21 protein-coding genes are annotated in these 23,566 nt (G+C 72.4%); 8 read left to right on the top strand and 13 right to left on the bottom strand.

What is annotated here, in order from left to right:
* Positions 1-49 precede the first annotated feature (49 nt).
* The 4 genes from EDD27_RS05625 (at position 50) to EDD27_RS05610 (ending at position 5,281) form a co-directional block, all read left to right on the top strand.
* Positions 50-1,561, top strand: a complete 1,512-nt coding sequence (locus EDD27_RS05625; RefSeq protein ID WP_206641266.1) for an MFS transporter — start codon at positions 50-52, stop codon at positions 1,559-1,561.
* Between the two features lie 38 nt (positions 1,562-1,599).
* Positions 1,600-2,955, top strand: coding sequence for a carotenoid oxygenase family protein (locus tag EDD27_RS05620; protein ID WP_241563883.1), 1,356 nt, complete (start codon positions 1,600-1,602; stop codon positions 2,953-2,955).
* Positions 2,956-2,967: 12 nt separating this feature from the next.
* Positions 2,968-3,405 carry an SRPBCC family protein gene (locus EDD27_RS05615; protein WP_127931390.1) on the top strand — a complete coding sequence of 146 codons (438 nt, stop codon included), beginning with the start codon at positions 2,968-2,970 and terminating at the stop codon, positions 3,403-3,405.
* Between the two features lie 379 nt (positions 3,406-3,784).
* Positions 3,785-5,281, top strand: a complete 1,497-nt coding sequence (locus tag EDD27_RS05610; protein WP_127931389.1) for a serine/threonine-protein kinase — start codon at positions 3,785-3,787, stop codon at positions 5,279-5,281.
* Positions 5,282-5,545: 264 nt separating this feature from the next.
* Here the strand turns inward: EDD27_RS05610 and EDD27_RS05605 are convergent, their stop codons facing one another.
* Together EDD27_RS05605 and EDD27_RS05600 are read right to left on the bottom strand one after the other, a co-directional pair.
* Complete coding sequence (locus EDD27_RS05605) at positions 5,546-7,447, bottom strand: multicopper oxidase family protein (RefSeq protein WP_127931388.1); 1,902 nt, start codon at positions 7,445-7,447, stop codon at positions 5,546-5,548.
* A 5-nt stretch (positions 7,448-7,452) separates the two neighbouring features.
* Complete coding sequence (locus tag EDD27_RS05600) at positions 7,453-7,713, bottom strand: hypothetical protein (RefSeq protein WP_127931387.1); 261 nt, start codon at positions 7,711-7,713, stop codon at positions 7,453-7,455.
* A gap of 261 nt (positions 7,714-7,974) precedes the next feature.
* On the opposite strand from EDD27_RS05600, the gene EDD27_RS05595 reads away from it, so the two are divergent.
* The gene (locus EDD27_RS05595; protein WP_241563882.1) at positions 7,975-8,820 is read left to right on the top strand and encodes a sulfite exporter TauE/SafE family protein; all 846 of its coding nucleotides are present in this window, start codon (positions 7,975-7,977) and stop codon (positions 8,818-8,820) included.
* On the opposite strand, the gene solA is transcribed toward EDD27_RS05595, so the two are convergent.
* Positions 8,817-9,920 carry an N-methyl-L-tryptophan oxidase gene (solA, locus tag EDD27_RS05590; RefSeq protein ID WP_127931386.1) on the bottom strand — a complete coding sequence of 368 codons (1,104 nt, stop codon included), beginning with the start codon at positions 9,918-9,920 and terminating at the stop codon, positions 8,817-8,819. The two genes, EDD27_RS05595 and solA, sit on opposite strands and share 4 nt — an antisense overlap.
* Before the next feature lie 115 nt (positions 9,921-10,035).
* Between solA and EDD27_RS05585 the strand changes: the two genes are divergently transcribed.
* Both EDD27_RS05585 and EDD27_RS05580 read left to right on the top strand, forming a co-directional pair.
* A complete protein-coding gene (locus EDD27_RS05585) occupies positions 10,036-10,443 on the top strand; it encodes an acyl-CoA dehydrogenase family protein (RefSeq protein WP_164903491.1) in 408 nt (135 codons plus the stop codon).
* Positions 10,444-10,488: 45 nt separating this feature from the next.
* Entirely contained in the window at positions 10,489-11,394 is a 906-nt protein-coding gene (locus tag EDD27_RS05580) for an alpha/beta fold hydrolase (RefSeq protein ID WP_127931384.1), read from the top strand.
* 4 nt (positions 11,395-11,398) lie between these two features.
* Here the strand turns inward: EDD27_RS05580 and EDD27_RS05575 are convergent, their stop codons facing one another.
* From EDD27_RS05575 to EDD27_RS05530, 10 genes are all read right to left on the bottom strand, one after another.
* Positions 11,399-12,019 (bottom strand): GntR family transcriptional regulator, encoded by a 621-nt coding sequence (locus EDD27_RS05575; RefSeq protein ID WP_206641265.1) that lies wholly within the window; start codon positions 12,017-12,019, stop codon positions 11,399-11,401.
* A 74-nt stretch (positions 12,020-12,093) separates the two neighbouring features.
* A complete protein-coding gene (locus tag EDD27_RS05570; RefSeq protein ID WP_127931383.1) occupies positions 12,094-12,804 on the bottom strand; it encodes an ABC transporter ATP-binding protein in 711 nt (236 codons plus the stop codon).
* Positions 12,797-13,543, bottom strand: a complete 747-nt coding sequence (locus EDD27_RS05565) for an ABC transporter ATP-binding protein (protein ID WP_127931382.1) — start codon at positions 13,541-13,543, stop codon at positions 12,797-12,799. The genes EDD27_RS05570 and EDD27_RS05565 overlap by 8 nt, the downstream gene beginning before the upstream one ends.
* Positions 13,540-14,505 (bottom strand): branched-chain amino acid ABC transporter permease, encoded by a 966-nt coding sequence (locus tag EDD27_RS05560; RefSeq protein ID WP_127931381.1) that lies wholly within the window; start codon positions 14,503-14,505, stop codon positions 13,540-13,542. Before EDD27_RS05560 ends, EDD27_RS05565 begins: the two co-directional genes overlap by 4 nt.
* Positions 14,502-15,362, bottom strand: coding sequence for a branched-chain amino acid ABC transporter permease (locus EDD27_RS05555; RefSeq protein ID WP_127931380.1), 861 nt, complete (start codon positions 15,360-15,362; stop codon positions 14,502-14,504). Before EDD27_RS05555 ends, EDD27_RS05560 begins: the two co-directional genes overlap by 4 nt.
* Positions 15,362-16,636, bottom strand: coding sequence for an ABC transporter substrate-binding protein (locus EDD27_RS05550; protein ID WP_127931379.1), 1,275 nt, complete (start codon positions 16,634-16,636; stop codon positions 15,362-15,364). Before EDD27_RS05550 ends, EDD27_RS05555 begins: the two co-directional genes overlap by 1 nt.
* Positions 16,637-16,737: 101 nt before the next feature.
* Complete coding sequence (locus EDD27_RS05545; RefSeq protein ID WP_127931378.1) at positions 16,738-19,032, bottom strand: xanthine dehydrogenase family protein molybdopterin-binding subunit; 2,295 nt, start codon at positions 19,030-19,032, stop codon at positions 16,738-16,740.
* Complete coding sequence (locus EDD27_RS05540) at positions 19,029-19,511, bottom strand: (2Fe-2S)-binding protein (protein ID WP_127931377.1); 483 nt, start codon at positions 19,509-19,511, stop codon at positions 19,029-19,031. Before EDD27_RS05540 ends, EDD27_RS05545 begins: the two co-directional genes overlap by 4 nt.
* Positions 19,508-21,847, bottom strand: coding sequence for a xanthine dehydrogenase family protein molybdopterin-binding subunit (locus EDD27_RS05535; protein WP_127931376.1), 2,340 nt, complete (start codon positions 21,845-21,847; stop codon positions 19,508-19,510). The genes EDD27_RS05540 and EDD27_RS05535 overlap by 4 nt, the downstream gene beginning before the upstream one ends.
* Positions 21,837-22,700, bottom strand: a complete 864-nt coding sequence (locus EDD27_RS05530; protein ID WP_127931375.1) for an FAD binding domain-containing protein — start codon at positions 22,698-22,700, stop codon at positions 21,837-21,839. Before EDD27_RS05530 ends, EDD27_RS05535 begins: the two co-directional genes overlap by 11 nt.
* 87 nt (positions 22,701-22,787) lie before the next feature.
* Here EDD27_RS05530 and EDD27_RS05525 point away from each other — a divergent pair, with 87 nt between their 5' ends.
* On the top strand, positions 22,788-23,507 hold the full coding sequence (locus EDD27_RS05525; RefSeq protein ID WP_127931374.1) for an enoyl-CoA hydratase/isomerase family protein: 720 nt from the start codon (positions 22,788-22,790) through the stop codon (positions 23,505-23,507).
* Positions 23,508-23,566 lie beyond the last annotated feature (59 nt).

Raw genomic sequence — 23,566 nt, 5'->3', positions numbered from 1 at the left:
CGGCAGCGGGGAGAACCCCCGCCCCACTCTCGCCCAAGGAGCAGTCACCGTGAACACGTTGGACACCGCCGCCACGGCCGGCCGGAGCACGACGGGCTCACCGGGCTCGCCGGGGCGGGCGCTGGCAGTCCTGGCGACGGCCCAGTTCCTGGCCGTGCTCACCACCTCGATCGTCAACATCGCGCTTCCGCAGATCCGCGGCGGTCTCGGCCTGTCGGCGGCCGGCCTGTCGTGGGTGGTCAACGCCTACGTGCTCGTCTTCGGCGCCCTGCTGCTGCTCGGCGGCAGGCTGGGAGACGCGTACGGGCTGCGGCGCGTGTTCCTGTCCGGCACGGCGTTGTTCGCGGTGGCCACGCTGGCGGCCGGCCTGGCCCCCGGCGCGACCGTCCTGATCGCCGCCCGCGCCGTGCAGGGTGTCGGGGCGGCGCTGCTCGCCCCGACGGCCCTCGCACTGGTGCTCACCCTTTACCCGGCCGGGGCGGGCCGCGGGCGGGCGCTCGGGATCTGGGGCTCGGTGTCCGGGGCGGGCGGCGCGGCGGGCGTGCTGCTCGGCGGCCTGATCAGCGGTGCGTACGGCTGGCGCGCCGTGTTCCTCGTGACCGTCCCCGCCGCCGTCGCCGTCCTGGCCGCCGGCCGGCTGCTCTTGGCCGTGGACCGGCCGCGCGCAGGCCACCTGGACGCGCCCGGTGCTCCGACCACGACCAACCAGCCACGTGGGCAGCACCTCGACGCGACCGGGGCACCGACCACGACCGACCAGCCACGTGGGCAGCACCTCGACGCGACCGGGGCACCGACCACGACCGACCGGCCACGTGGGCGGCGCCTCGATGTGGCCGGGGCACTGACCTCGACCGGCGGGCTCATCGCGGTCACCTACGCCTTGTCATCCCTGTCGGGCGTGGGCGGTGTGGCCGCCTGGGTGGCGCTCGGCGCCGGGGTGGCGCTGCTGGCGGTCTTCGTGGCCGTGCAACGGCGAGCCGCCGCGCCGCTGGTGCCGCCCCGAGTATTGCGGGCCGGCCGGGTGGGGGCGGCCAACGTGCTGATGAGCCTGGTGGGCGCCGTCTGGATCGGGCTGTTCTTCTTCCTGCCGCTCTACCAGCAGCGGGTGCTCGGGTTCACGCCGCTGGAGGCGGGACTCACCCAGCTTCCGCTGGCCCTGTCGATCATCGTCTTCTCCTGGGCCACGCCCCGCCTGGAACGGCGGCTGCCGGGCCGGGCCGTGCTGGCCGGTGCGCTGGCCGCGCTGACGGCAGGCCTGGCCTGGTTGTCGCGGGCCCCGTCCGACGGCACGTTCCTCGCCGACCTGCTCGGCCCGTCGCTGCTCATCGGGGCGGGGCTCGGCGTGGCCTTCGTCCGGCTCACCGCCCTGTCGTCGGCGGGGGTCGCCCCGGCCGACAGCGGCGTGGCCGGCGGCCTGGTCAACGCCTCCCGCCAGATCGGCGGCGCGGCCGGGCTGGCGGTCCTCACCGCCGTGTCGGGCGGCAGCGCGTACGGGGCCGCCTTCGCCGCCGCCGCCGTGATCGCCGCCCTGACCACACTGCTCTCCCTCGTCCTTTGATCACCTCTGTCACCTGGAAAATCCTGGAAAGGTTCGTCATGAGTTCCGACAAGATGAGCGTCGACCTGGCCAAGCCGTACCTGGCCGGCCACTACGAGCCGGTCGCCGACGAGACGACCGCCCGTGAGCTGACCGTCCACGGTGCGATCCCGCCGGAGCTGGAGGGCCGTTACTTCCGCAACGGCCACAACCCCAAGCCGGGCGTCACCCCGAGCCACTGGTTCAAGGGCACCGGCATGATCCACGGCGTGCGGTTGAGCGGCGGGCGCGCCGAGTGGTACCGCAACCGGTGGGTACGCACCCCCTACCTGGACGGTGTCCCGTTCACCGGCACGAACCCCGAGGTCAGCGCCGCCGGGACCAACATCATCCACCACGGCGGCCGGTACCTCGCGCTCCAGGAGGCCAACCTGCCGTGGGAGGTCACGGCCGAGCTGGAGACCGTGGGCCCGTACGACTTCGGTGGCAAGCTCACCACCGCGATGACCGCCCACCCCAAGGAGGACCCGGTCACCGGCGAGCTGTTCTTCTTCGGCTACAGCCCGTTCCCGCCGTACCTGACCTTCTACGTCGCCTCGCCCACCGGGGAGATCACCCGCGCCGAGGTCATCGACGGGGCGGGGCCGTCGCTGATGCACGACTTCGCCATCACCGCCGACCACGTCATCTGGCTGGACCTGCCCGTGGTGTTCGACATGGCGGAGCACTCGGGCATCCCGTACCGGTGGAGCGACACGTACCAGCCGCGCATCGGCGTGATGCCCCGCTCAGGACCGGCCGAGGTCACCTGGTTCGAGGTCGAGCCCGGCGCGCTGCTGCACGTCTCCAACGCCTACACCGACCAGCGCGGCCGCGTCGTCGTCGAGGGCCCCCGGTACGACCGGTCGGCCTGGGAGTCGTCGTGGAAGTGGTGGATCGGCGCCCCCGGCCACGGCGTCACCCCCGAAGCCGGCTCGGTGCACCACCGCTGGATCCTCGACCCGGCCACCGGCCGCGCCACCGAGGAGCCGCTGGACGCCCTGGTCACCGAGTTCCCCACCATCAATGAGACCGTGCTGGGACGGCCCAGCCGCTACAGCTACGCGGTCGCCTTCCCCGGCGCGGGCCTGGACCGTTTCGCCGTCGTCAAGTACGACACCTCGACCGGCGAACGCCACCTCCACAGCTTCACCCCCGACCAGATGCCGGGCGAGGCCGTCTTCGTCCCCGCCGAGGACGGCGTGGCGGAGGACGACGGCTACCTGCTCACCATCACCAGCGACCTGCGCGCGAACGCCTCCCAGCTTCTCATCCTCGACGCCTCCGACCTGCGCGGCGGCCCCATCGCGACCGTCGAGCTGCCCCGCCGCGTACCGGCGGGCATCCACGGCAACTGGCTCCCCGACCACCACTAAGGAACCTTCGAAATGATCAACGCAATCGACACCGAAGCCCCCGTCGTCGTCCGCCTCGACACCACCATCGACGCCCCCATCGAGCGGGTCTGGAGCCTGCACACCGACGTCGCCGCCTGGCCGAGCTGGCAACACGACATCACCACCGCCAGCGCCGCCGGCCCGCTCGCCCCCGGCGAGACCTTCCACTGGACGACGTTCGGCCTGGACATCGCCTCCACCGTGCACATCCTCGAGGCGCCCCACCGGATCCTGTGGGGCGGCCCGGCCCACGGCATCACGGGCATCCACCAGTGGAGCTTCGAGGAGCGCGACGGCAGGACTCACGTACGCACCGAGGAGTCCTGGGACGGCGACCCGGTCCGCGCCGACGCCGAGAACATGCGGGCGGCCCTGGAGCAGTCGCTCACCACCTGGCTCGCGCTGCTCAAGAAGACCGCCGAGTCCTGACCTCATCACTCCCCCAGCAGGGGCGGCCCGTCCAACGGGCCGCCCCTTCCCCGTCTACGCCGGCCACCATGTACATCGCCGCCGCTCTGACTCACGGGATGGCGATCTTCCTCCTGGCCGGCGGACTGGTTTGATCGCACTGCCGTGCCCGCCCTCGGGCACTCCTGGCCAGTCCTGGCCGGCGGCTGCCGAAGAGTGGTTGATTCCCGGCGGCTTCCGACGTGCAGGCGGCGGTTGAAGTGGCTCTGTGCCACGGTCGGGCGCCTTCCTCGACACTGCTCGGCAAGCAGTCACACTTCCGCACTGGCCGACTACTCAGCGGGCACGGATGCCCTAGGGTTGCCCGCAGTTAACGAGAGTTGAGCTGATTGGTGTGGACATGCCGGATGTGACGCCCGCGATGATCGCCGGGCGCTATGTGTTGATCGAGTTGATCGGCCAGGGCGGCATGGCCGAAGTGTGGCGAGGGCACGACCAGCGGCTGGACGTGGGCGTCGCGGTCAAGATCATGAATCCGTTGACGGGTGGCATCGCCGCGGGCGAGCGGTTCGCTCGCGAGTCGAAAGCCGCGGCGCGGATCGTGCACCCCAACGTGGTGACCGTGCTGGACGTCGGGCAGGACGAGCAGCGGCGCTACCTCGTCATGGAGTTGCTCACCGGTCGCAGTCTGGCCGCCGAGCTGGCCGTGCGCGGCCCGCTGCCGGTCGCTGAGGCGTGTCATCTGCTCAGTCAGGCCGCGGCCGGGCTGGACGCCGCGCACCGCGCGGGCGTGGTCCATCGCGACGTCAAGCCCGCCAATCTGCACCTGACCGCCGACGGCAGACTCAAGGTGGTCGACTTCGGTCTGGCGCACATGGCCACCGAGGCGTCGAGGCTGACCACCGTGGGCACCATCATCGGCACGCCCGCCTATCTCGCGCCCGAGCAGATCGACGGTTCGGGCGGGGAGGCCGCCACCGACATCTACGCCCTGGGCTGCGTGGCCTACGAGCTACTGTGCGGCAGGCCGCCGTTCACCGGCTCCCCCGCCGAGCTGGTCTACCAGCACGTCCATCACGCACCCGCGCCGCCCGGCAACCAGCGGCCGGACATCCCGATCGAGCTGGAGCGGCTCATCTTGGCCATGCTCGCCAAGAACCCCGCCGACCGCCCGGCCGGCGCCGAGCACGTACGCCAGGTCTTCGGCGCCGTCGCCCACGCCGCCCGCGCCCGGGGGCGGCACGCGCATCAACCGACCCAGGTGACACCGGTGCCCCCGCCCGGTGCCGCGCGGGCGCGAGAAACTCGTGTCCTGGACGCCCCGCCGTCCGGCATTCTGAACGCCGGATCGCCGCCGGGGCCGGGTTCCTCGGACGGGCGGCGGCTGCTCCTCCAGGTCGCCGCCGCCGTCGCGGCCATCGCTGTCATCACGCTGGGCGCTACGGCGGTGTTCTCCGGCTCGGGGGATCAGGCCGCGGCGCCACCGTCGGCGACGCCTTCCGATGCGGATCGCGTGTCGGAACAGCCTCAGCCGCCGGCGACCGCCAAGCCGTCCGTACGGCCGACCCCTTCGCCGACCCGAACTTCGACGCGGCCGGTCGCACGCGACCCACGGACCTGGCTGGTCGCCCTCGACCAGGCCGTGAGCGCCCAGCAGGCCCAGGGCGGCATCGACGGTGACGTGGCCGGCAAGGCGCACGAGAAGATCCGGGAAGCGGCCAAGAAGCTGGTCGAAGGCAAAACCCGGGAGGCCCGCGAGAAGATTCAGGAGCTGGGCAAGGACCTGGCCGAGGCCCGGCGCGAGGGCAAGCTTGCCGACGGCCCGCTCACCCAGTTCCTCAACCGCTCCGGGCTGGTCCTGGCCGGTGAGGGCGCCGAGGAGGAGGACGACGACTGACCGCACCGCCTGCGCGGCGCTCTTCTCAGCCGCGCCTGCCCTAGGGCATGCACGCATCCAAGCCAAGGCGCGCTGATCTTCAACAGCCGACGTTGACGTTCTACGTCTTGGAGGGCAGATGTCGCGGGCCCATGGCCTTGTTGGTGCGCACCCGGTCTTCCACCTCGGCCTGGTCTCGGTGACGGCGTCGATGAAGGCGAGCTCGCGCGAGCCGGATCCGCGGTCGCTGCTGACACAACTAGGCGCGTGGGCAGCGGCGGACGGTCACTCGGGGATCCGGTCCTCGGTGTACGGGGTGGTGACGCCCGCGTACCCGAGGTGCATGACCATGCCCTCCGAGCCGTGCTTGAAGTTGTGGCAGTGGTCCATCCAGATGCCGGGGTTGCCGGCCGTGAAGGCGACCTCGAACACCTCGCCGGGAGCCACGTTGAGCGTGTCGGTCCACCACGGGCTGCCCGTGGCCGGCACGCCGTTGCGTGACAGGACGCGAATCCGGTGGCCGTGCAGGTGCATCGGGTGGTCGATGAGGCTGCGGTTGGCGATGCGCACCTTGACGCGGTCACCCGCGCTCACCATCAGCATGGGGACGGCGGGGTAGAGCCGCCCGTTGATCGAGCTGCTGACGTAGTTGAACCGGCCCATGGCGAAGCCGAATCCGTCGTCCAGTCTGAGGTCGAAGGCGCGGTCGTAGCGGTCTTCGCCGGCCGGGGCGGCGGTGCCGTACGTGAGCGGGTCGAACAGCGGTCCCATGCCGAGTGTGTCGGGCGGGGCCGTGCCGTCGGGGCTGAAGGCCAGTGCCGCGGTGTTGGGGATCTCGTTGACGTCGATGGACAGCGTCACCGTGCTCCGGGGCATGGTGAAGGCGAGGTCGTATCGTCCGCCTGCGGCCAGCAGGAGGTCGGTCCCGGCGGTCAGCGGTGTCGCTCCCTGGATCGGGTTGCCGTCGATGGCGGTCACGGTGTACGCCGTGCCGCCGACGTGGATGCGGTGCGGCTCCTCCGAGCTGTTGATCAGCCTGAGCAGGACCGGCTCCCCCGCGGCCACGGCCTCATTGGAGGGCCGGTCGGCGGTGCCGAAGGCGGCGATCGCCTCCTCCGCCCGCGGCCACAGGTGGGTGAACACCGTCTTCTCCACCCCCTGGTGGGCGGCCTGCTGGGGGTTCTCCACGATCAGGGCGCCGAACAACCCGCGCTCGACGGTCTCGGCGGCGTCCCGGTGGGTGTGGTACCAGAACGTGCCCGGACGGTCGGGGACGAACCGGTACACGTGCCGGCCTCCCGGCAGGACGGCCTCCTGGGTGACGCCGGGCACGCCGTCCTCGGCGTTGGGCACGTCGACGCCGTGCCAGTGCAGGGTCACGCCCTCCTCGACATCGGTGTTGATCAGGGTCACCTCGACGAGCGAACCCAGCCGTACGCGGAGTTCGGGGCCTGGCGCCTTGCCGTTGAAGGTCAGTGCGTCGATCTCGCGACCCGAGCCGAGCCGCACCTTGCCGCGCGCCGCGGTGAGCGTGAAGCGCGCGTCCGGCGTCTTGTCGCGCGGGCCGGTGAGCTGATCAACGGACCTGGCCTGGGCAGCGTGGTGCGGCATGGCGCCGCTCCCCCAGTCCATCGACCCGCCGTGATGGCCGCCGGCGTGTGCGGCGGCGACGTTGGCCTGGTAGGACAGGCCCAGGACCACGGCGGGGGCGAGCAGGTACACGACGGCCGCCCACGGCAGGCGCGCCAGTCGTGAGCCGCCGGTACGCCACCTGCCCACGAGGGCGGACAGCCCGACGGCCGGCACCGAGACGATCAGCTGGATGACCGGGTCGAAGGGGATGAACAACCACACGCCCGACAGCAGGACCCCGCCCGCGGCGGCGTGGGCGGCCATGACGGGGTCGTGACGGCGGACAGCCATCAGGGCCCAGGCGATCGGCAGCACCGCCAGCGGCACCTGGACGATCAGCCGCGAGTCGGCCAGGGCCAGGCCGCCGGTGAGGATCAGGACGGCCACCGCCAGGCGCAGGACCACCAGGGTGGCAGTGCCGTACAGCGCGAAGCGGAGCCGGCGCAGGCCGGCGGGGCGCCGTGCCAGGCGTCCCGCCAGCCCGCCGGTGACCACCGCCGCGATGATCGCGGCGAGGGCCAGCAGCATGTCAGTGAGGAAGAGGGGCTCGAACATCGGTGTCAGTCCCACAGCGCCAGCGCGATCACGAGGGCCGCCACCGGCAGCAGCAACCACGGCTCGGCCAGCACCAGCAGTGCGGTGACGATCAGCGCGAACCACGCCAGCCCCTTGGCCGCCAGCCGCCTGGCCTTGCGCTTCCCGCTCTTCTTCCTCGTCTTCTCACCGCCGCCCTGTTCGATCTCTCCCTGTTCGATCTTTCCGGGCTCGACGGCCGGCACATCCTGACGGATGTCGGTGAGGGTCTCCTGCGGAGTGGACATCGGGTTCTCCTTCGCTGGTTCGTGCACCCACAGTGACGAAAGAGCGGGAGCCATCGCGTCGGCGACAATCGCCTACTCCGCGAAGCGACCTGCCGAGGCTACTCGTAGTCGGAGTCGTGCAGCCGGCCTGCTGGCACGGGTATGGCGGGGAACGGGTTGCCGGGTAGCAGGACGACCCGGCGTGCCTGGCTCGAGATGCAGCAGGGCCGGGCCGATGCCGGCCGTTCGCAGCCGGCCGATCGCTGGTGGACCATAGGGCACGTGACGTCGGAGAAAACCGCACCGGCCCCCGCCCGCGCGGCCCACTCGCCGGTGCTCGTGTTCGCCGCCGGGACGGCGGTGGGCGTGCTGGGCGGGATGATCGGCCTCGGCGGCGCGGAGTTCCGGCTGCCGCTGCTGATCGCGTTGTTCGGGTTCGCCGCGCTGCCGGCGGTCATCGTGAACAAGGCGATGAGCTTGATCGTGGTGCTCGCCGCCATTCCCGCCCGGCTGGCCGCCGTCCCGCTCGCCGACCTGGGCGCGCACTGGACGGTCGCGGCGAATCTGCTGGCCGGGAGCCTACTGGGCGCGTGGACGGGAGCGTCATGGGCGGTGCGGATGCGCGGCGCCACCCTGCACAAAGTGCTCGCCGCCCTGATGGTGCCCATGGCCGGCGCCCTGGTGCTCGCCCACACCGCCACCGTGGGCACGCTGATGCTGCCCGGTCCGGCGCAGGCGGTCGCCGGGGTGGTGGCCGGGTTCGGCATCGGTGTGGTCGCCGCCGTCATGGGCGTGGCCGGCGGCGAACTGCTGATCCCCGCCATCGTGCTGCTGTACGCCGTGGACATCAAGACCGCGGGCAGCCTGTCGTTGCTGGTGTCCCTGCCGACGATGCTGGTGGCCTTCGCCCGTTACAGCCGTGACGACAGCTTTGCCGTGCTCCGCGCCAACCTGCGTTTCACGGGGATCATGGTCGCGGGGTCGATTGCCGGAGCCCTGCTGGGCGGTCTGCTGCTCGGCGTGGTCCCCGACCTGGTGCTCATCCCTCTTCTGGCGGCCATCCTGCTGATCTCGGCGGTCAAGCTGGCCCGGCACTCGACTACTGGTGATCCGGTGACCGACCGTTAACTGGGGGCTTCGGTGCGGCGCAGTGCGAAGCGCGGGTGCGGGCCGGCCTGGCCGAGCGCCAGGTCGGCGGCCATCCGGCCGATCAGCGGGGCGAACTTGGCTCCATGCCCGGAGCAGGGCGAGACCATCACGACGGGACCGACCCGATCCAGGATGAAGTCCTCGTCCGGCGTGACGGTGTAGAGGCAGCTGGCCTCGGCGACGGGCACGGGGTCGAGGCCGGGCAGCCGCTTGTCCACCCATGCGGAGACGGCGGCCCGGGAGGCGGGGTCCACGACGCCGTCGCGGGTGCTCGCGGTGGTGGGGGTGCCGCCGTGGTGCTCCGCGACCTTGACGGCGGGCGCCGCTCCCCCGTCGCCTCCCGACGGCAGGCCGTACACGTCCAGGTCGTCCGTGGCGACCAGGGTCGGCCACGACTGGCCGGGATCGCGCTGACGGAAGTGGAACACCTGCTGCTGCGTGACCCGCAGCGGCGGCAGTCGGAGCGGCACACCGATGGCGTCGGCCAGCTCGGGCAGCCACGCCCCGGCCGCCACCACGACCGTGTCCGCCGCAAGCTCCGCGCCGTCGTCCGTGCACACCCGCACGCCGTCGCGTACGTCGATGCCGGTCACGCGGGTGTTCGTGCGCACGTCGGCGCCGAGTTCGGCGGCCCGCCGCACGCACGCCGCCACCGTGGCGTCCGCGTCCACCACCCCGGCCTCGGGGTGGAACAACACCGGACCGTCGAAGCGGATGTAAGGCCAGCGCTCTGCTGCCGCCCGCGCGGACAGCAGCTCGTGCGGCACTCCGGCGACGGCGAGCACCCGCGCCAGGCCCTCGGGGTCGTGGCCCGCGCCGAAGTCGAGGCCGCCGGTCGTGCGGAGCAACGCCGTGCCCGAGTCCGCCTCCAGCTCGCGCCAGCACTCCCCCGCCCGCCCGGTCAGCTCGACGTAGAGCGGGTCGGCGTAGGCGCGGCGGAAGATCCGCGACGTGCCGTGTGAGCTGCCGTTGCGGTGCCCGATCTCGTACGCCTCGATCAGCGTGACCTCGATGCCGCGGCGGGCGAGCTCCCAGGCGGTGGCCGCGCCCATCAGTCCGGCACCGACGATGACGATCATAGAGGGGCTCCAGGTATATCCAGTCGGTGCCCGCGAGCGGGCCACGGGTCACGGGCCACGGCCGCGGAGTCTGCGCCTCCATGGTAAGCACCCCCAAGTACCCGGCCGGGCCGCCGTGGCGCGGGCCGGGCGGGCCGGCCAGATCGCCGGCAGCGACGCCTTCCACGCCGACTTCGCCCGCGCCGAGGCGACGTCCCGCGCGGCGGAGGCCCTGGTCCACGAGACGTGGGCGGACGCGGAACGCACCCTCGACTCAGGCACGGTGCTCGGCGTGCGCCAGGAGACGATGGTGCGGCTCGCGCTCAACCACGTCACGTCGACGCTCGCCGACGTGGCCCGATTCGTCTACGCCTCCGGCGGCACCTCGGCGCTCCGCGACGGGCTGATCCAGCGGCTGTTCAGGGACGTGCACGCCGGCACGCAGCACATCACCTCCAGCCCGCAGGTGCTGCAGGAGTGCGGCCACGAACTGGCCGGACTGGCTCCGGATCAGTCGTGGGTGGTCTTCGCGCTGGAGTCGTGAGCAGGCACTTCCGGGAGAAGATCGAGGCATGATATACAATATTTCATGCACCAGCATTCGGCCTCTCGCACGAGCTACGCCGTCGCGGATGACGGGACCAGGCTTCACTGTGAGGAGACCGGGACCGGCTTCCCCCTCCTCTTCATCCACGAGTTCGCCGGCGACCACCGCAGCTGGGAACCTCAGGTCCGGCACTTCTCCCGCTCCTACCGTTGCATCGCCTACGCCGCCCGCGGATACCCGCCGTCGGACGTGCCGTCACAGCCCGAGCAGTACTCGCAGGCCCGGGCCGTGACGGACGCGATCGCGGTGCTCGACCATCTGGGCATCGACCGGGCGCACGTGGTAGGGCTCTCGATGGGCGGCTTCTGCGCCCTGCACCTGGGCCTGCGCCACCTGGAGCGGGCAGCGTCCCTCGTGGTCGCCGGCTGCGGCTACGGCGCCCAGCCGGAGCGGCAGGCAGGCTTCCGCGAGGAGTGCGAGGCCATCGCCACGGCCCTGGAGGCGGAGGGCGCCGCGGCCTTCGCCGCCCGCTACGCGCAGGGGCCCGCACGAGTGCAGTTCCAGAACAAGGACCCGCGCGGCTGGGCCGAGTTCGCGCGCATGCTGGGCGAGCACTCCACCCCGGGCTCCGCGCTCACCATGCGCGGGGTGCAGAAGTCCCGCCCTTCGCTGTACGACCTGCGCGAGGAGCTCTCCCGGCTGACGGTCCCCACGCTGATCATGACCGGCGACGAGGACGAGGGGTGCCTGGAGCCGGACCTGATGCTCAAGCGCACGATCCCCACGGCGGGCCTCGCCGTCCTTCCCAGGTCCGGTCACACCCTCAACCTGGAGGAGCCGGACCTGTTCAACCGCACGGTGGGCGACTTCCTCGCGGCGGTCGAGCGCGGCGCCTGGGGACGGCGTGACCCGCGCTCGTTGTCGGCGAGCACGACCGGCATCGAGTGACGCCTCAGGGAGCGTGATTGTCCAGGTGCTCCGCGCCCAGGATGTGCTCGCGGGTGATCCGGGCCGCCCGCGCGCCGTCCCGGGCGCGCAGCGCGTCGATGATCTGGGCGTGCTGCCGGGTGGACTCCAGATGCGTGCGCAACACCCGCGGGCCCTGCGGCATCGACTGCCAGAGCAGTCTCATGATCGCGAGCAGCAGCGGGCTGCTGGCGGCTTCGTAGATCAGGTGGTGGAAGTGGCGGTTGAGGTCCGCGTAGCGGGGATCCCCGTCGGGGATGCCGGCCAGCTCGGCGTTGAGCTCTTCCAGCCGTTCGAGGTCGGCCTCGCCGATGCGCGGGGCGGCCAGCTCGGCGCCGAGGGACTCCAGTGCCGCGCGGATCTGGAAGTTCTCCTCCGTCGCGCCTTTGTCGGCCTCGCTGACCGTCGCCCCCTTGTGCAGGTCGCCGCGCACCAGCCCTTCGGACTCCAGCCGCTGCAACGCCTCACGGACGGGCGTCTGGCTGACCCCGAACCGCTCGGCCAGATCGCGCTGCCGTAGCGGGGAGCCGGGCCGCAACTCGCCCGCGATGATCAGCTCGCGGAGAGTGGCAGCCACCATGTCGGTCTTGCTCGTGTACGTCGCCACGCTGGTGTTTCCTCCGTTGACAGGCCCGGTGGGCGAGGCGGCCGCGAAAAATTGTATATGAAATGTAAAGCGCTTCAGGACCCTCCCACGGCGAGCAATCGCCGCAGGGCCGCCGCATCCGTACGCAGCGCCTGCGGGTCGGCGGTCTCGTGGACGACCCGCCCGCGTTCGAGCACGAGGGCCCGGTCGACGCGGCGCAGCGCGAAGTCGACCTTCTGCTCCACCAGGATCGCGGCCGTGCCCCGGCGCCGCAGCTCGTCGACGACGTCGCCGATCCTGGCCACGGTCTGCGGGTCGAGTCCCTCGGTGGGCTCGTCCATCAGCACGAGCCGGCCGTTGCCCACCAGGGCCCGGCCCATGGTGAGCATCTGCTGCTGCCCGCCCGAGAGCTTCCCGGCCGGCAGGCTCCACCGTTCCCGCAGCACGGGGAACCGGTCGGCGACGTCGTCGATCGTCCACGCGCCACGGCGCGCGGCGACCTTGAGGTTCTCCCGCACAGTGAGGGACGGGAAGACCCGGTGCCCCTGAGGGACGAGGCTGAGCCCGGCACGGGCGATGCGCTCGGCGGGCGCGCCGGCGATGGGCCTGCCGCCCAGGGTGATCTCGCCTTCCCTGGGCCGTAGCAGGCCGCTGACGGTGTGGATGAGCGTGGTCTTGCCCATGCCGTTGCGCCCGAGTATGCCGAGCACCTCGCCCTCGCGGACGGTCAGCGACACGCCTTGGAGCACGTGGCTGGAGCCGTAGTAGGTGTGGACTCCGCGTACGTCGAGCAGCGCCTCAGTCATGCGCCACCTCCCCGAGATAGGCCTCGATCACCCGCTGGTCGGCCGAGATCTCCTCGGGCGTGCCCTCGGCCAGGAGCCGTCCCTGCTGGAGCACGCTGACCCGGTCCGCGAGCCCGAACGCCACCGCCATGTCGTGTTCGATCATGACGATCGTGATGGACCTGGGCAGCGCGGCGACGAGCGAGGTCAGCCGCTCGGCGTCGGCCGGGGCCAGTCCGGCGGTGGGCTCGTCGAGCAGCAGCACGCGCGGGCCGCGGCACATGGCGAGCACGATCTCCAGCACCCGCTGCTGCCCGTACGCGAGCCGCCGGACCGGCCAGTCGGCCGTGTGCTCCATGTCCCACTCGGCCAGCACCTCCACCGCACGATCACGCAACATGTCCGGCCCGCGCCAGAACACCCAGTGCGCCCGCGCCTCGGCGGCCAGCGTGAGCTGCACGTTCTGTGCCACGGTGAGCTCGCCGAAGAGGTTGGTGATCTGGAACGTCCGGGCCAGCCCCATGCGCGCCCGCCGGTGCGCCGGCCGCCGGGTCACCTCGCGGCCCAGCAGGTCCACGCGGCCGCCGACCGGCCTGACCTGCCCCGCGAGCACCCCGAACAACGTCGTCTTGCCCGCGCCGTTCGGGCCGATCAGGGCGCGCCGCTCCCCCGCGGGCACGACCAGGGTCACGTCGTCGTTGGCGTGGAAGGCGCCGTACCGGACGGTGACGCCGTGCCCGGCGATGGCGATGTCGTTCATTTCCGCACCTCCACGATCACCGGCTCGTCCGGCGCCTGTTCGGCCGGCGGCGAGGTTCCCCGGCGGAGCCTGCGCAGCCTGCCCAGGACGCCGTCGGTGAGAAACAACGCCGTCAGGATGTAGACCACGCCGAGTGCCGTCGTCCAGCGGTCGGTGTAGGTGCTCACCCAGACCTCGAGCCCCGTGACGATGGCCGCGCCGAGGAACGGGCCGAGGAACCTGCGTGCCCCGCCGAGGATGGCGAACACGAGCACCTCGGCGCTGATCTGCCAGCTCAGGCTGGCGGTGGAGACCGACCCCTGCAGGTAGACCTCGAGTGCCCCGGCCACCGCGGAGAACGCGCCGGACACGGCGAAGGCCATGACCCGGATCGTGTTCACCTGGTAGCCGGTCGCGCTCATCCGCGACTCGCTCTCCCGCATGCCGAGGATGGTCATGCCCGCGGGAGAGCGCTGGAAGGCCCAGAGCGCCGACACGCAGACGGCGGTGACGGCCAGGGCGAGAAGGTAGAACCCGCCGCCCGTGGGCACTCCGTCGCGGGGGATGCCGGGGATGCCGTTGTCGCCGCCGGTGAGCTCGGTCTGGTAGAAGGCCAGGCCGAACACCGCCTGCGAGAGCGCCAGAGTGATCAGCAGCAGGTAGACGCCGCGGACCCGCAGGCAGAACAGCCCGAAGACGGCGCCGGCCACCGCGCCGAGCACCAGCGCGACGGGCATGGTGAGCGCCATCGGCCAGGCCCAGCGGGTGATGGCGATGCCGACGGTGTAGCCGCCGATCCCGAAGAAGGCCGCGTGGCCGAGCGACGGCATGCCGCCGTACCCGAACACGACGTTGTACGCCGTCGCGAACAACCCGAGGATGAGGATCCGGCTCGCGACGAACACGGAGAACGAGTCGAGCACGACGGGCACGGCCAGCAGCAGCACGGCCGCGACCACCACCGCGAGAATCCGGCCCTTCATCGGGGCGCCGCCTTCCCGAGCAGGCCCTGGGGCCGCAGCGCGAGGACGAGGGCCACCGACGCGTACAGGGTGAACATCGCCCACCCGGGGAACAGCACCCTCCCGAACTCCTCGACGAGGCCGACGGCAAGGGCCGCGACGTAGGCCCCCGGGATGGAGCCGAGGCCGCCCACGACCACGACCACGAGCGCGAGCAGCAGCACCTCGAACCCGCTGTCCGGCGACAGGCTGGTGAAGGCGCCGCCCCAGACGCCGGCGAAGGCCGCCAGCCCGGTGCCGAGCCCGAAGACGAGCAGGAAGATGAGCGGCACGCGGATCCCGACGCTCCGCGCCATCTCCTGGTCGTCGACCGCCGCGCGCACCTTGGCGCCGATCGGGGTGTAGCGCAGCAGGGCGCTGACGAGCAGCGCCAGGCCGAGGGCGATGCCGATGAGCACCAGCCGGAACTTGGGGAAGACCAGGGCGCCGAGCTCGACCGGTCCGGTCAGTCCTGGAGGCGTCGGCGGGGAGATCGGATCGCCGCCGTAGTGGGCGAGGATCTGGTCGCCGATGACGAGCGCGACGCCGAGCGTGAGCACGATCTGCGGCAGCTCCTGACCGGTGAGCCGGTGCAACAGCAGCCGCTGCGCGGCCATCCCCGCGACGGCCGCGCCCACGACGCCGATCACCATGGCCAGCCAGTAGTCGGTGCCGCGGCTGGCCAGGTCGTACGCCAGGTAGCCGCCGAGCAGGTAGAAGGCGCCGTGCGCGAGGTTCACCGTGCGCATCAGCCCGAACGTGATCGTCAGCCCGCTGGCCACCAGGAAGAGCAGCGACCCGTAGGCGAGCCCGTTGAGCGTGTGCGTGAGCCAGCTCATCACTTGGCCCAGGTTCCCTTGAGTTTGTCGTAGCCGGGGAAGGTGAGGTACTTCTCCTCGCCGTAGGTGAAGAACTGGTTCACGTCGGGGATCGTCGAGACGATGCTGTTGACCCAGCCGCCGTCGCGCTGCTCCACCTTGCGGATGTAGATGTTGTAGACGGCCTGGCCGTAGGCGTCGAAGGACACCGGGCCGCGGGGGGACTCCACCTTGACCTTCGCCAGGGCGGCCCGGAGGTTCTCCGCCGTCGGGGCGCCGTTGATCTGGGACAGCGCCTGTTCGAGGACCATCCCGGCGGTCCAGCCGTCGTCGGCGTACTGGTTGGCGCTCTTCTTCCGCTCCTGGGTGAACGCGGCGACGAGGGCGTCGTTCGCGGCGGACTTGATCTGCGGCGTGTAGTGCAGGCTGCTGATGACGCCCTCGGCGGTGTCGGCCTCCGTGGGGAGGGTCGTCTCGTCGACGGTCGATCCGTGGGCGACCATCGGGAGCTTCACGCCGAAGTCGCGGTAGGCCTTGAGCAGCCGGATGCCGTCCGAGCCCGGCGCCACGACATAGACGACGTCCGCCTCGTCCTTCTTGATCTGGTTGACGTACGGCCCCCAGTCCTGGGTCGCGAGCGGGGCGTAGATCTCCTGGATCACCGCGCACCCGGCGTCCTCGTACGCGCGGGCGAAGCCGCCGGCGGCCTCCCAGCCGAAGGAGTAGTCGAGCCCGAGGATCGCGGCCTTCTTGTGGCCGAGGGTCTTGCAGGTGTACTCGCCGAGCGGCATGACGTCCTGGGAGCTGGTGTACGACACCCGGAAGGTGTTGCCGCCCTTCTTCCTGGTGAGCCCGTCGGCGCCGGCCACCGTGATGAGCAGCGGGACGCCGGCCTGCTCCAGGTACGGAGCCACCGCGTAGGCGATCGCCGAGTTGACCAGGCCCACGACCATCTGCGCCTTGCTCTGCTCGACGAGCTGCCGCGCCTTGGTGGTGCCCTGGGCCGGGTCGGTGCCCTCGTCCTCCTTGACGACCTTGATGCCGTACCCGGACAACACCCCGCCCTTGGACTTGAGGTAGAGCTCGAACCCGGCGTTGACGTCCGTGCCCAGTGCCGCGAACGGCCCGGTCAGCGGGTTGAGCAGGCCGACGGTCAGCGTGCCCTTGTCGCCCTTGGCGGTGGTCTCGGCGGTCGGGGCGCCCTCGACCGAGGGAGACCTGCTGCCGCAGGCCGCGACGGCCAGGAGCGCCGCCACGACGGCGGAAACGAGAAGCCGGGAAGGAGGTGATCCCATGTCGTTCTCCTCTGGGCGGGGGGCAAAGGCTCCCGGGATTACGCCTGATGTTTGGTATATCAAGTTTGATCGGTCACGTCTATGCGTGGGTTAGCGCGATGTTACGAAACGTGTGACGGCAGCAACTCGATCACGCGGGAGGCGGACAGCGGCAGCGCCCCCACACCGCCCGGCAACCCGAGCGCGTCGCGTACGGCGTTGGCGATCGCCGCCCCGGCGGCCGACAACCCGCCCTCTCCCGCGCCTTTGACGCCCAGCGGGTTGTCGGGCGACGGCGCGTCCTCGGTGACGATCGTCTCCACCCGCGGCGTCTCCGCCGCGGTCGGCACGAGGTAGTCCATGAACGTCGCGGCGAGCGGCTGCCCGTTGTCGTCGTACCGGAACTCCTCCATCAGCGCCCCGCCGATGCCCTGCGCCACCCCGCCGACGAGCTGGCCTTCGACCAGGGTGGGGTTGATGGCGCGGCCCACCTCGTAGGCGACCAGGTAGCGGCGCACCCGGACGCCGCCGGTGCCCTGGTCCACCTCGGCCAGGGCCACGTGCACGCCGTACGGGTAAGTCATGTGCTCGACCTCGAACGTACGCCGCGCCGACAGGCCCGCCGGCTCGTCCGCGGCGAGATGCGGGCTCCCCGGAGCGCACGCGGCGGCGGCCTCGCCGAGCGTCAGCCGCACGTCCGGGGTGGCGCCCACGATCACGCCGTCCGCCAGCCGGAGCTCGGACTCCGGAACGCCGAGCACGCGGGCGGCGACGCGCACGGCCCGGCCGGCCACGGCCTCGGCCGCCAGCCGCACGGCCGAGCCGGACACCACGGTCGAGCGGCTGGCCCACGAGCCCCCGCCGAACGGCTGCAGCTCGGTGTCGCCGTTGACCACCTCGACCGCGCGCGGATCGACGCCGAGGGGCTCGGCGGCGATCTGGGCCAGCACGGTCTCGATGCCCTGCCCGAGCGAGGTGCCGCCGGAGTGCACGCGCACGGTCCCGTCGGCACCGACCAGCACGTCGGCGGTGTCGTGCGGGCCGAGACCGCTCTTCTCCAGGAACACCGCGAGCCCCAGCCCCGCGAGGCGGCCCTCGGCCCGCAGCGCGGCGACCTCCTCCCGCCAGCCGGCGACGTGCGCGACGGCCGTGTCCAGCAGTTTCGGGTAGTCGCCCGCGTCCAGCACCACGTCGGTGCCGATCGTGTTGAGCGGGCGCACGTGCGGGATCTCCTCCGGCCGCAGCAGGTTGCGGCGGCGCAGCTCCACCCGGTCGACGCCGAGCCGGTCGGCGGCCACGTCGAACAGGTGCTCGCGGGCGAAGGTGCCCTCGAAACGACCCGGCGCGCGGTAGGTGCCGCAGGGGGTCTTGTTCGTGAGCACGACCCTGGCCCGCCCGGCGTAGGCGGGCACCCGGTACGGGCCCGGCAACATCGCGAGCGTCAGCTCCGGCACGAGCACGCCGTGCGTGCGCATGTAGGCCCCGTTGTCGTGGACGACGTCGTCACGCAGGCCCAGCAGCGTGCCGTCCGCCGCGAACGCCGCCTCGATGCGGTGGCGCTGCTGGCGGGAGTGGTTCACCGCGACGAGGTGCTCGGCCCGGTCCTCGGTCCACTTCACCGGGCGGCCCAGCCGCCGGGCCAGCCAGGGCACGAGGAAGTCCTCGGGGTAGAACTCGCCGCGGGGGCCGAACCCGCCGCCGGCGTCCATCGCGTGCAGACGGATCCGGTGCTCGGGCAGGCCGAGCATCGAGGCGAGGACCCGCCGGTTGAAGACGGGCACCTTGGTGGCGCCCCAGATCTCCAGCCGGCCGGTGCCGGCGTCGTAGTCGGCGACCAGGCCGCGCGGCTCCATCGGCACCGCGCTGTGGCGGCCGACGTCCAGCGTGAGCGCCACCACGGTGTCCGCGGCGGCGAAGGCGGCCGCGCAGTCGCCGTAGCCGAGGTCGAGGACGGCGGCGACGTTGCCGGCCTCGTGCAGTGCCGGCGCCGCCATCGCGGTCTCGCCGTCGAGCACCGCGCCGAGGTCGTCGTAGGACACCTCGACGAGTTCGGCGGCGTCCTCCGCGACGTACGGGTCCTCGGCGACGACCGCGGCCACCGGCTCGCCGACGTACCGGACCTTGTCCTGGGCGAGCACCGGTTGCAGGAACGCGCTGAGGTCGTGGCCGCCGACGTTCAACCGGACCGGGATCGGCGCGACGTCCTTGACGTCCTCGCCGGTGACCACCGCTGTGACGCCCGGCAGCGCCTGCGCCTGGCCCGTGTCGATCGACAGGAGGCGGGCGTGCGCGGCCTGCGCCCGGACGACCCGCAGGTGGAGCGCGCCGACCCGGCTGACGTCGTCGGCGAACCGGCCGAGCCCGCGCAGCAGCCGCTCGTCCTCCAGCCGCCGCACCCGCCGCCCGTCGCTGGTCACGATCCCGCCTTGCGTCGCTCGGCGGTGGCCAGCAGGGCTTCCACGATGCCCTGGTAGCCGGTGCACCGGCACAGGTTGGCCGCCACGACGTCGCGGACCTCCTCCTCGGTCGGCGAGGGGTTCTCGGCGAGGAACGCCTCGCCGAGCATGAGGAATCCCGGCGTGCAGAAGCCGCACTGCAGCGCATGGCAGCGGGAGAACTCCTCCTGCAGGTCGGACAGCCGCTCCCCGTCCGCCAGCCCTTCGACGGTGCGGATCTCGCAGCCGTCGGCCTGCACGCCGAAGACCAGGCAGGACCGTACCGGCTCACCGTCGACGAGGACCGTGCACGCGCCGCAGATGCCGTGTTCGCAGCCCAGATGGGTGCCGGTGTAGCCGAGGTCGTGCCGGAGCACGTCGGCGAGGGTGCGGCGGGACTCGACAACGGCCTCGTGGTCGGCGCCGTTGACGGTCAGGCTGATCAGATGCAGGTCTTTCACGTGAGCACTCCCAGGATCTGCTCGGGACGGACCGGGATGGTGTCGAGCACCTGGGTACCGGCGGCGTCGTTGACGGCGTTGACGACCGCGGCCGGGGCGCCGATGGTGCCGCCCTCGCCCATGCCCTTGGCGCCGGTCTCGCTGTGGGACGAGGGCGTCTCGAGATGGAGCACCTCGATCGGCGGGATCTCGGTCGCCGTGGGGACGAGGTAGTCCATGAGCGTCGCGGTGACCGGCTGGCCGCCTTCGTCGTAGCGGATCTGCTCGTACAGGGCCGCGGCGATGCCCTGCGCGACGCCGCCGCGTACCTGCCCGTCGACGACGAGCGGATTGATGATCACACCGCAGTCCTCGACGACGATGTACCGCAGGATCCGGGTCCGGCCCGTGCCCGGGTCGAGCTCCACCACGACGGCGTGGGTGGCGTTGGAGAAGGTGCCCGGCGGGTCGTAGGACGCCGAGGCCTCCAGCAGGTGGTCGCCGTTGAGCCGGTAGGACTGGAAGTGGGCGATGCGGGCGACCTCGGCGATCGGCATCGACGCCGCCGGCACGCCCCGCACGGCCACCGCGCCCCCGGCGAGCACGAGGTCGCCGGGATCGGCCTCCAGCAGGTGCCCGGCCGCCCGGCGGACCCGCTCGGCCAGCAGCACGGCGGCCCGCCTGGCGGCCCCGCCGCCGACGACCACGGACCGGCTCGCGAAGGTGCCCCAGCCGTACCCGCCGACGTCGGTGTCGCCCTGCCTGATCCGCACGTCGTCCGGGTGCAGCCCGAGCTGGTCGGCGACGATCTGCGCGAACGTCGTCTCGTGCCCCTGCCCGTGCGAGGCGGTCCCGGTGGTCACGAACACCGTGCCGGAGGGGTCCATCCGGATGTGCGACACGTCGTATCCGGGCGTCATGGCCATGCGCCGCTGCATGAACGCCGGCGTCCCGTACGCGGTGCGCTCGGAGAAGCAGGACAGGCCGATGCCGACGAGCCGGCCTTCGGCCCTGGCGGCGTCGCGGCGGGCGTACCAGCCTTCGGCGCGCAACCGCTCGGTGGCCAGGTCGAGCGATTCGCGGTAGCTGCCGGGGTCGTAGGTGATCCCGGTGACGCCCGTGTAGGGGAACTCGTCCTTGACGATGAGGTTGCGCCGGCGGATCTCCGCCGGGTCGAAGCCGAGCCGGGCCGCGGCCTTGTCCATCAGCCGCTCCATGACGAAGGTGATCTGGGGGCGGCTCACCCCGCGGTACGGCGCGGTGGGCGCCTTGTTCGTCGCCACGGCGCGGCTGCGCGCACGGTAGTGCCGGAGCTTGTAGGGTCCGGGCAGCTCGGTGGCGGCCATCAGCGGCTCCACCCCGGACGTGAACGGGAACGCCGAGTACGCCCCGACGTCGCAGCGGATGTCGGCGTCCACGGCGAGGATGCGCCCGTCGGCGTCGAACGCCGCGCGGATGTCGTACTCCTGCTCGCGGGCGTGGAAGGCGGCGGTCAGGTTCTCCTGCCGGTCCTCCACCCACTTCACCGGGCGGCGCAGCCGGTGGGCCACCGCGGCGACGGCGATCTCCTCACGTCCGGCCACGCACTTGAGCCCGAACCCGCCGCCGACGTCCGGCGCCACGACGCGCACCCGGCTCTCCGGCAGGCCGAGTGAGGTCGCGATGGCGGTGCGGACCTGGTGGGGGACCTGAGTGGAGACGTGCACGACGAGTTGCTCGTCACGGTCCGACCATTCCGCCAGGCAGGCCCTGCCCTCCATCGGCAGCGCCGCCAGCCGCCCGCTCGTGAAGGTCTCGGTGAGAACGAGCGGCGCGGCGTCGACGACGGCGTCGATCTCGGGGTCGTCGAACATCGTCAGGTCTACGAAGATGTTGCCGGCCACCCCGTCGTGCACCTGCGGCGCGGCGTCGAGCGCCTGCCGCAGGGACGACACGGCCGTGCCGGGCTCGATGTCGGCGATCACGGCCTCGGCGCCGTCCTCCGCGGCGTACGCGTCCTCGGCCACGACGACGGCGACGGGCTCGGCGACGTGGCGTACGGCGTCCTCGGCGAGGATCGGCATGGTGGACGGGCGGAACTCGGGCCGTTCGAGCACGGCCCGCAGCCCGGCGAGCGCGAGGTCGGCGGCGGCGAAGGCGGCCACGACGCCGGGCACCGCCCGTGCCGCGGTCAGGTCGACGGATCCCAGCGTGCCGGCCGCGACCGGGCTGCGGGCGAACGCGGCGTAGAGCGTGCCCGGCGGCGCCAGGTCGCCGACGAACCGGCCACGCCCCTGCAGCAGCCGGCGATCCTCTTTGCGGGGGACGGCCGCGCCGATCCAGCGGCCGTCCGGGCCGAGCGCGGCCTCACGCGTCATGGGCCGCGGCCTCCTCCAGCGCCCGGGTCACCAGGGTGCGCACCAGCCTGCGCCGGTAGTCGGCGCTGCCGTGAATGTCGCCGGGCGGTGACGCCTCGCGGGCGGCCACGTCGGCGGCAGCCGCGAAGGCGTCCGTGGTGAGCGCCGCCCCGGCCAGCACCTGCTCCGCCGCGGGAACCCGCACCGGCCGGGCGTCGACGCCGCCGAGCACGATCCGCGCGCCGGTGCAGGCGGTGCCGTCGGTGTCGAGGGCGGCGGCCGCCGCGACGATCGCGAAGTCCCCGCGCCGCTGGGCGAACTCGGTGAGCGCCGCACGCGGGGCGGGGCGCGGGAACACCACCTCGACCAGCATCTCGTCCGCGCCGAGCGCGGTGGTCAGGAAGCCGTGGAAGAAATCGGCGGCGGGGATCGTCCTGCGGCCGTGCGGGCCCTCGGCGACGATCTCCGCGTCGAGCAGCAGGGCGAGCATGCACCACTCCGAGGTCGGGTCGGCGTGCGCGATGCTGCCGCCGAACGTGCCCCGGGTGCGGATCGGGTAGTGGCCGACCCAGTGCGCGGCGCGCGGGAGCACCGCGTAGCCGCCGAGGACGGCGGGGTCCCGGGTGGTCTCCACCGCGTGGTGGCGGGTGAGCGCCCCGATGCGCAGCCGGTCGCCGTCACGCCGCAGGTACGACAGCCCGGAGATGCGGTTGACGTCCACCAGCGCGCTCGGCCGGGCCAGGCGGAAGTTCATCATCGCGACGAGGCTCTGCCCACCAGCCAGGATCTTGGCGTCGTCGCCGAGCTCGCCGAGCAATTCCACGGCTTCGCGGACGTCGTAGGCGCGGTGGTAGGCGTACGCTGCCGGCTTCACGCGGACACCGCCTGATGTGTCATGGGCGATCCCTTGACTGGAAGCTCTGATTTAAGTTTGGTATATCATGCATCAACTGGAGGGTGGATGGTCAAGGGTAATGGCCTGGTCCTCGATCCGTCCCGGCCGGGCGTCCTGCGCCTGCGGCTCGACCGGGGGCAGCGGCGCAACGCCCTGGACCCCGGCCTCGTGTCCGGGCTGCGTGACGCCTTCCGCACGGCCGTCGAGCGGGTGGTGATCCTGGACAGCGCCGATCCGGCGGTGTTCTGCGCGGGCGCCGACCTCGACCTGCCGGACCAGGTCCGGGCCGGGCTGAGTGACGACTTGTACGCACTCTACGAGCAGATGGCCGCGCATCCGGGCCCGGTGATCGCCGTGGTGGAAGGGCCCGCGGTCGGTGGTGGCGCGCAACTGGCCCTCGCCGCCGACCTGCGCGTCGGCGGCCCCGCTGCCCGGTTCCGTTTTCCCGGCGTGGGACACGGCCTGGCCGTGGGCGCGTGGGGCCTGCCGGCGCTCGTCGGCGCGGGTCGCGCCATGGACCTGTGCCTGACCATGCGCTGGGTGGCGGCTGACGAGGCCGCGCGCATCGGGCTGCTGACCAGGCTGAGCGACACCCCCGGCGACGAGGCGCTGGCGCTGGCGGACGAGCTGCTGCGATGCGACCGCGACGCGATCCGCCGCGTCAAGGCGGCGATCCGGGACCCGGCGCTCTTGGAACGGCTGGCGGCCGAACGCGTGGGCAACCGCCGCGCCTGGGACGGCTCGGTGGCGTTCCTCCGGCAAGAGAGGGGCACGCCCCGTGGCTGACCTCGGACGCCGGGCCCTGGGAGCGGCACATGGATGACCTGGGACGGGCGGCTTGGGAG

It is taken from the genome of Nonomuraea polychroma, assembly GCF_004011505.1.
GTDB classification, from domain to species: Bacteria; Actinomycetota; Actinomycetes; order Streptosporangiales; family Streptosporangiaceae; genus Nonomuraea; species Nonomuraea polychroma.
This window is presented reverse-complemented; position numbering and strand designations above follow the sequence as displayed.

Coding starts and splice junctions, on each gene's coding strand:
- EDD27_RS05535 (WP_127931376.1), bottom strand. CDS start 21,847: ATGACGCGTGAGGCCGCGCTCGGCCCGGACGGCCGCTGGATCGGCGCG.
- solA (WP_127931386.1), bottom strand. CDS start 9,920: ATGATCGTCATCGTCGGTGCCGGACTGATGGGCGCGGCCACCGCCTGG.
- EDD27_RS05555 (WP_127931380.1), bottom strand. CDS start 15,362: ATGAGCTGGCTCACGCACACGCTCAACGGGCTCGCCTACGGGTCGCTG.
- EDD27_RS05580 (WP_127931384.1), top strand. CDS start 10,489: ATGCACCAGCATTCGGCCTCTCGCACGAGCTACGCCGTCGCGGATGAC.
- EDD27_RS05570 (WP_127931383.1), bottom strand. CDS start 12,804: ATGACTGAGGCGCTGCTCGACGTACGCGGAGTCCACACCTACTACGGC.
- EDD27_RS05550 (WP_127931379.1), bottom strand. CDS start 16,636: ATGGGATCACCTCCTTCCCGGCTTCTCGTTTCCGCCGTCGTGGCGGCG.
- EDD27_RS05615 (WP_127931390.1), top strand. CDS start 2,968: ATGATCAACGCAATCGACACCGAAGCCCCCGTCGTCGTCCGCCTCGAC.
- EDD27_RS05525 (WP_127931374.1), top strand. CDS start 22,788: ATGGTCAAGGGTAATGGCCTGGTCCTCGATCCGTCCCGGCCGGGCGTC.
- EDD27_RS05605 (WP_127931388.1), bottom strand. CDS start 7,447: ATGTTCGAGCCCCTCTTCCTCACTGACATGCTGCTGGCCCTCGCCGCG.
- EDD27_RS05565 (WP_127931382.1), bottom strand. CDS start 13,543: ATGAACGACATCGCCATCGCCGGGCACGGCGTCACCGTCCGGTACGGC.
- EDD27_RS05600 (WP_127931387.1), bottom strand. CDS start 7,713: ATGTCCACTCCGCAGGAGACCCTCACCGACATCCGTCAGGATGTGCCG.
- EDD27_RS05610 (WP_127931389.1), top strand. CDS start 3,785: ATGCCGGATGTGACGCCCGCGATGATCGCCGGGCGCTATGTGTTGATC.
- EDD27_RS05560 (WP_127931381.1), bottom strand. CDS start 14,505: ATGAAGGGCCGGATTCTCGCGGTGGTGGTCGCGGCCGTGCTGCTGCTG.
- EDD27_RS05620 (WP_241563883.1), top strand. CDS start 1,600: ATGAGTTCCGACAAGATGAGCGTCGACCTGGCCAAGCCGTACCTGGCC.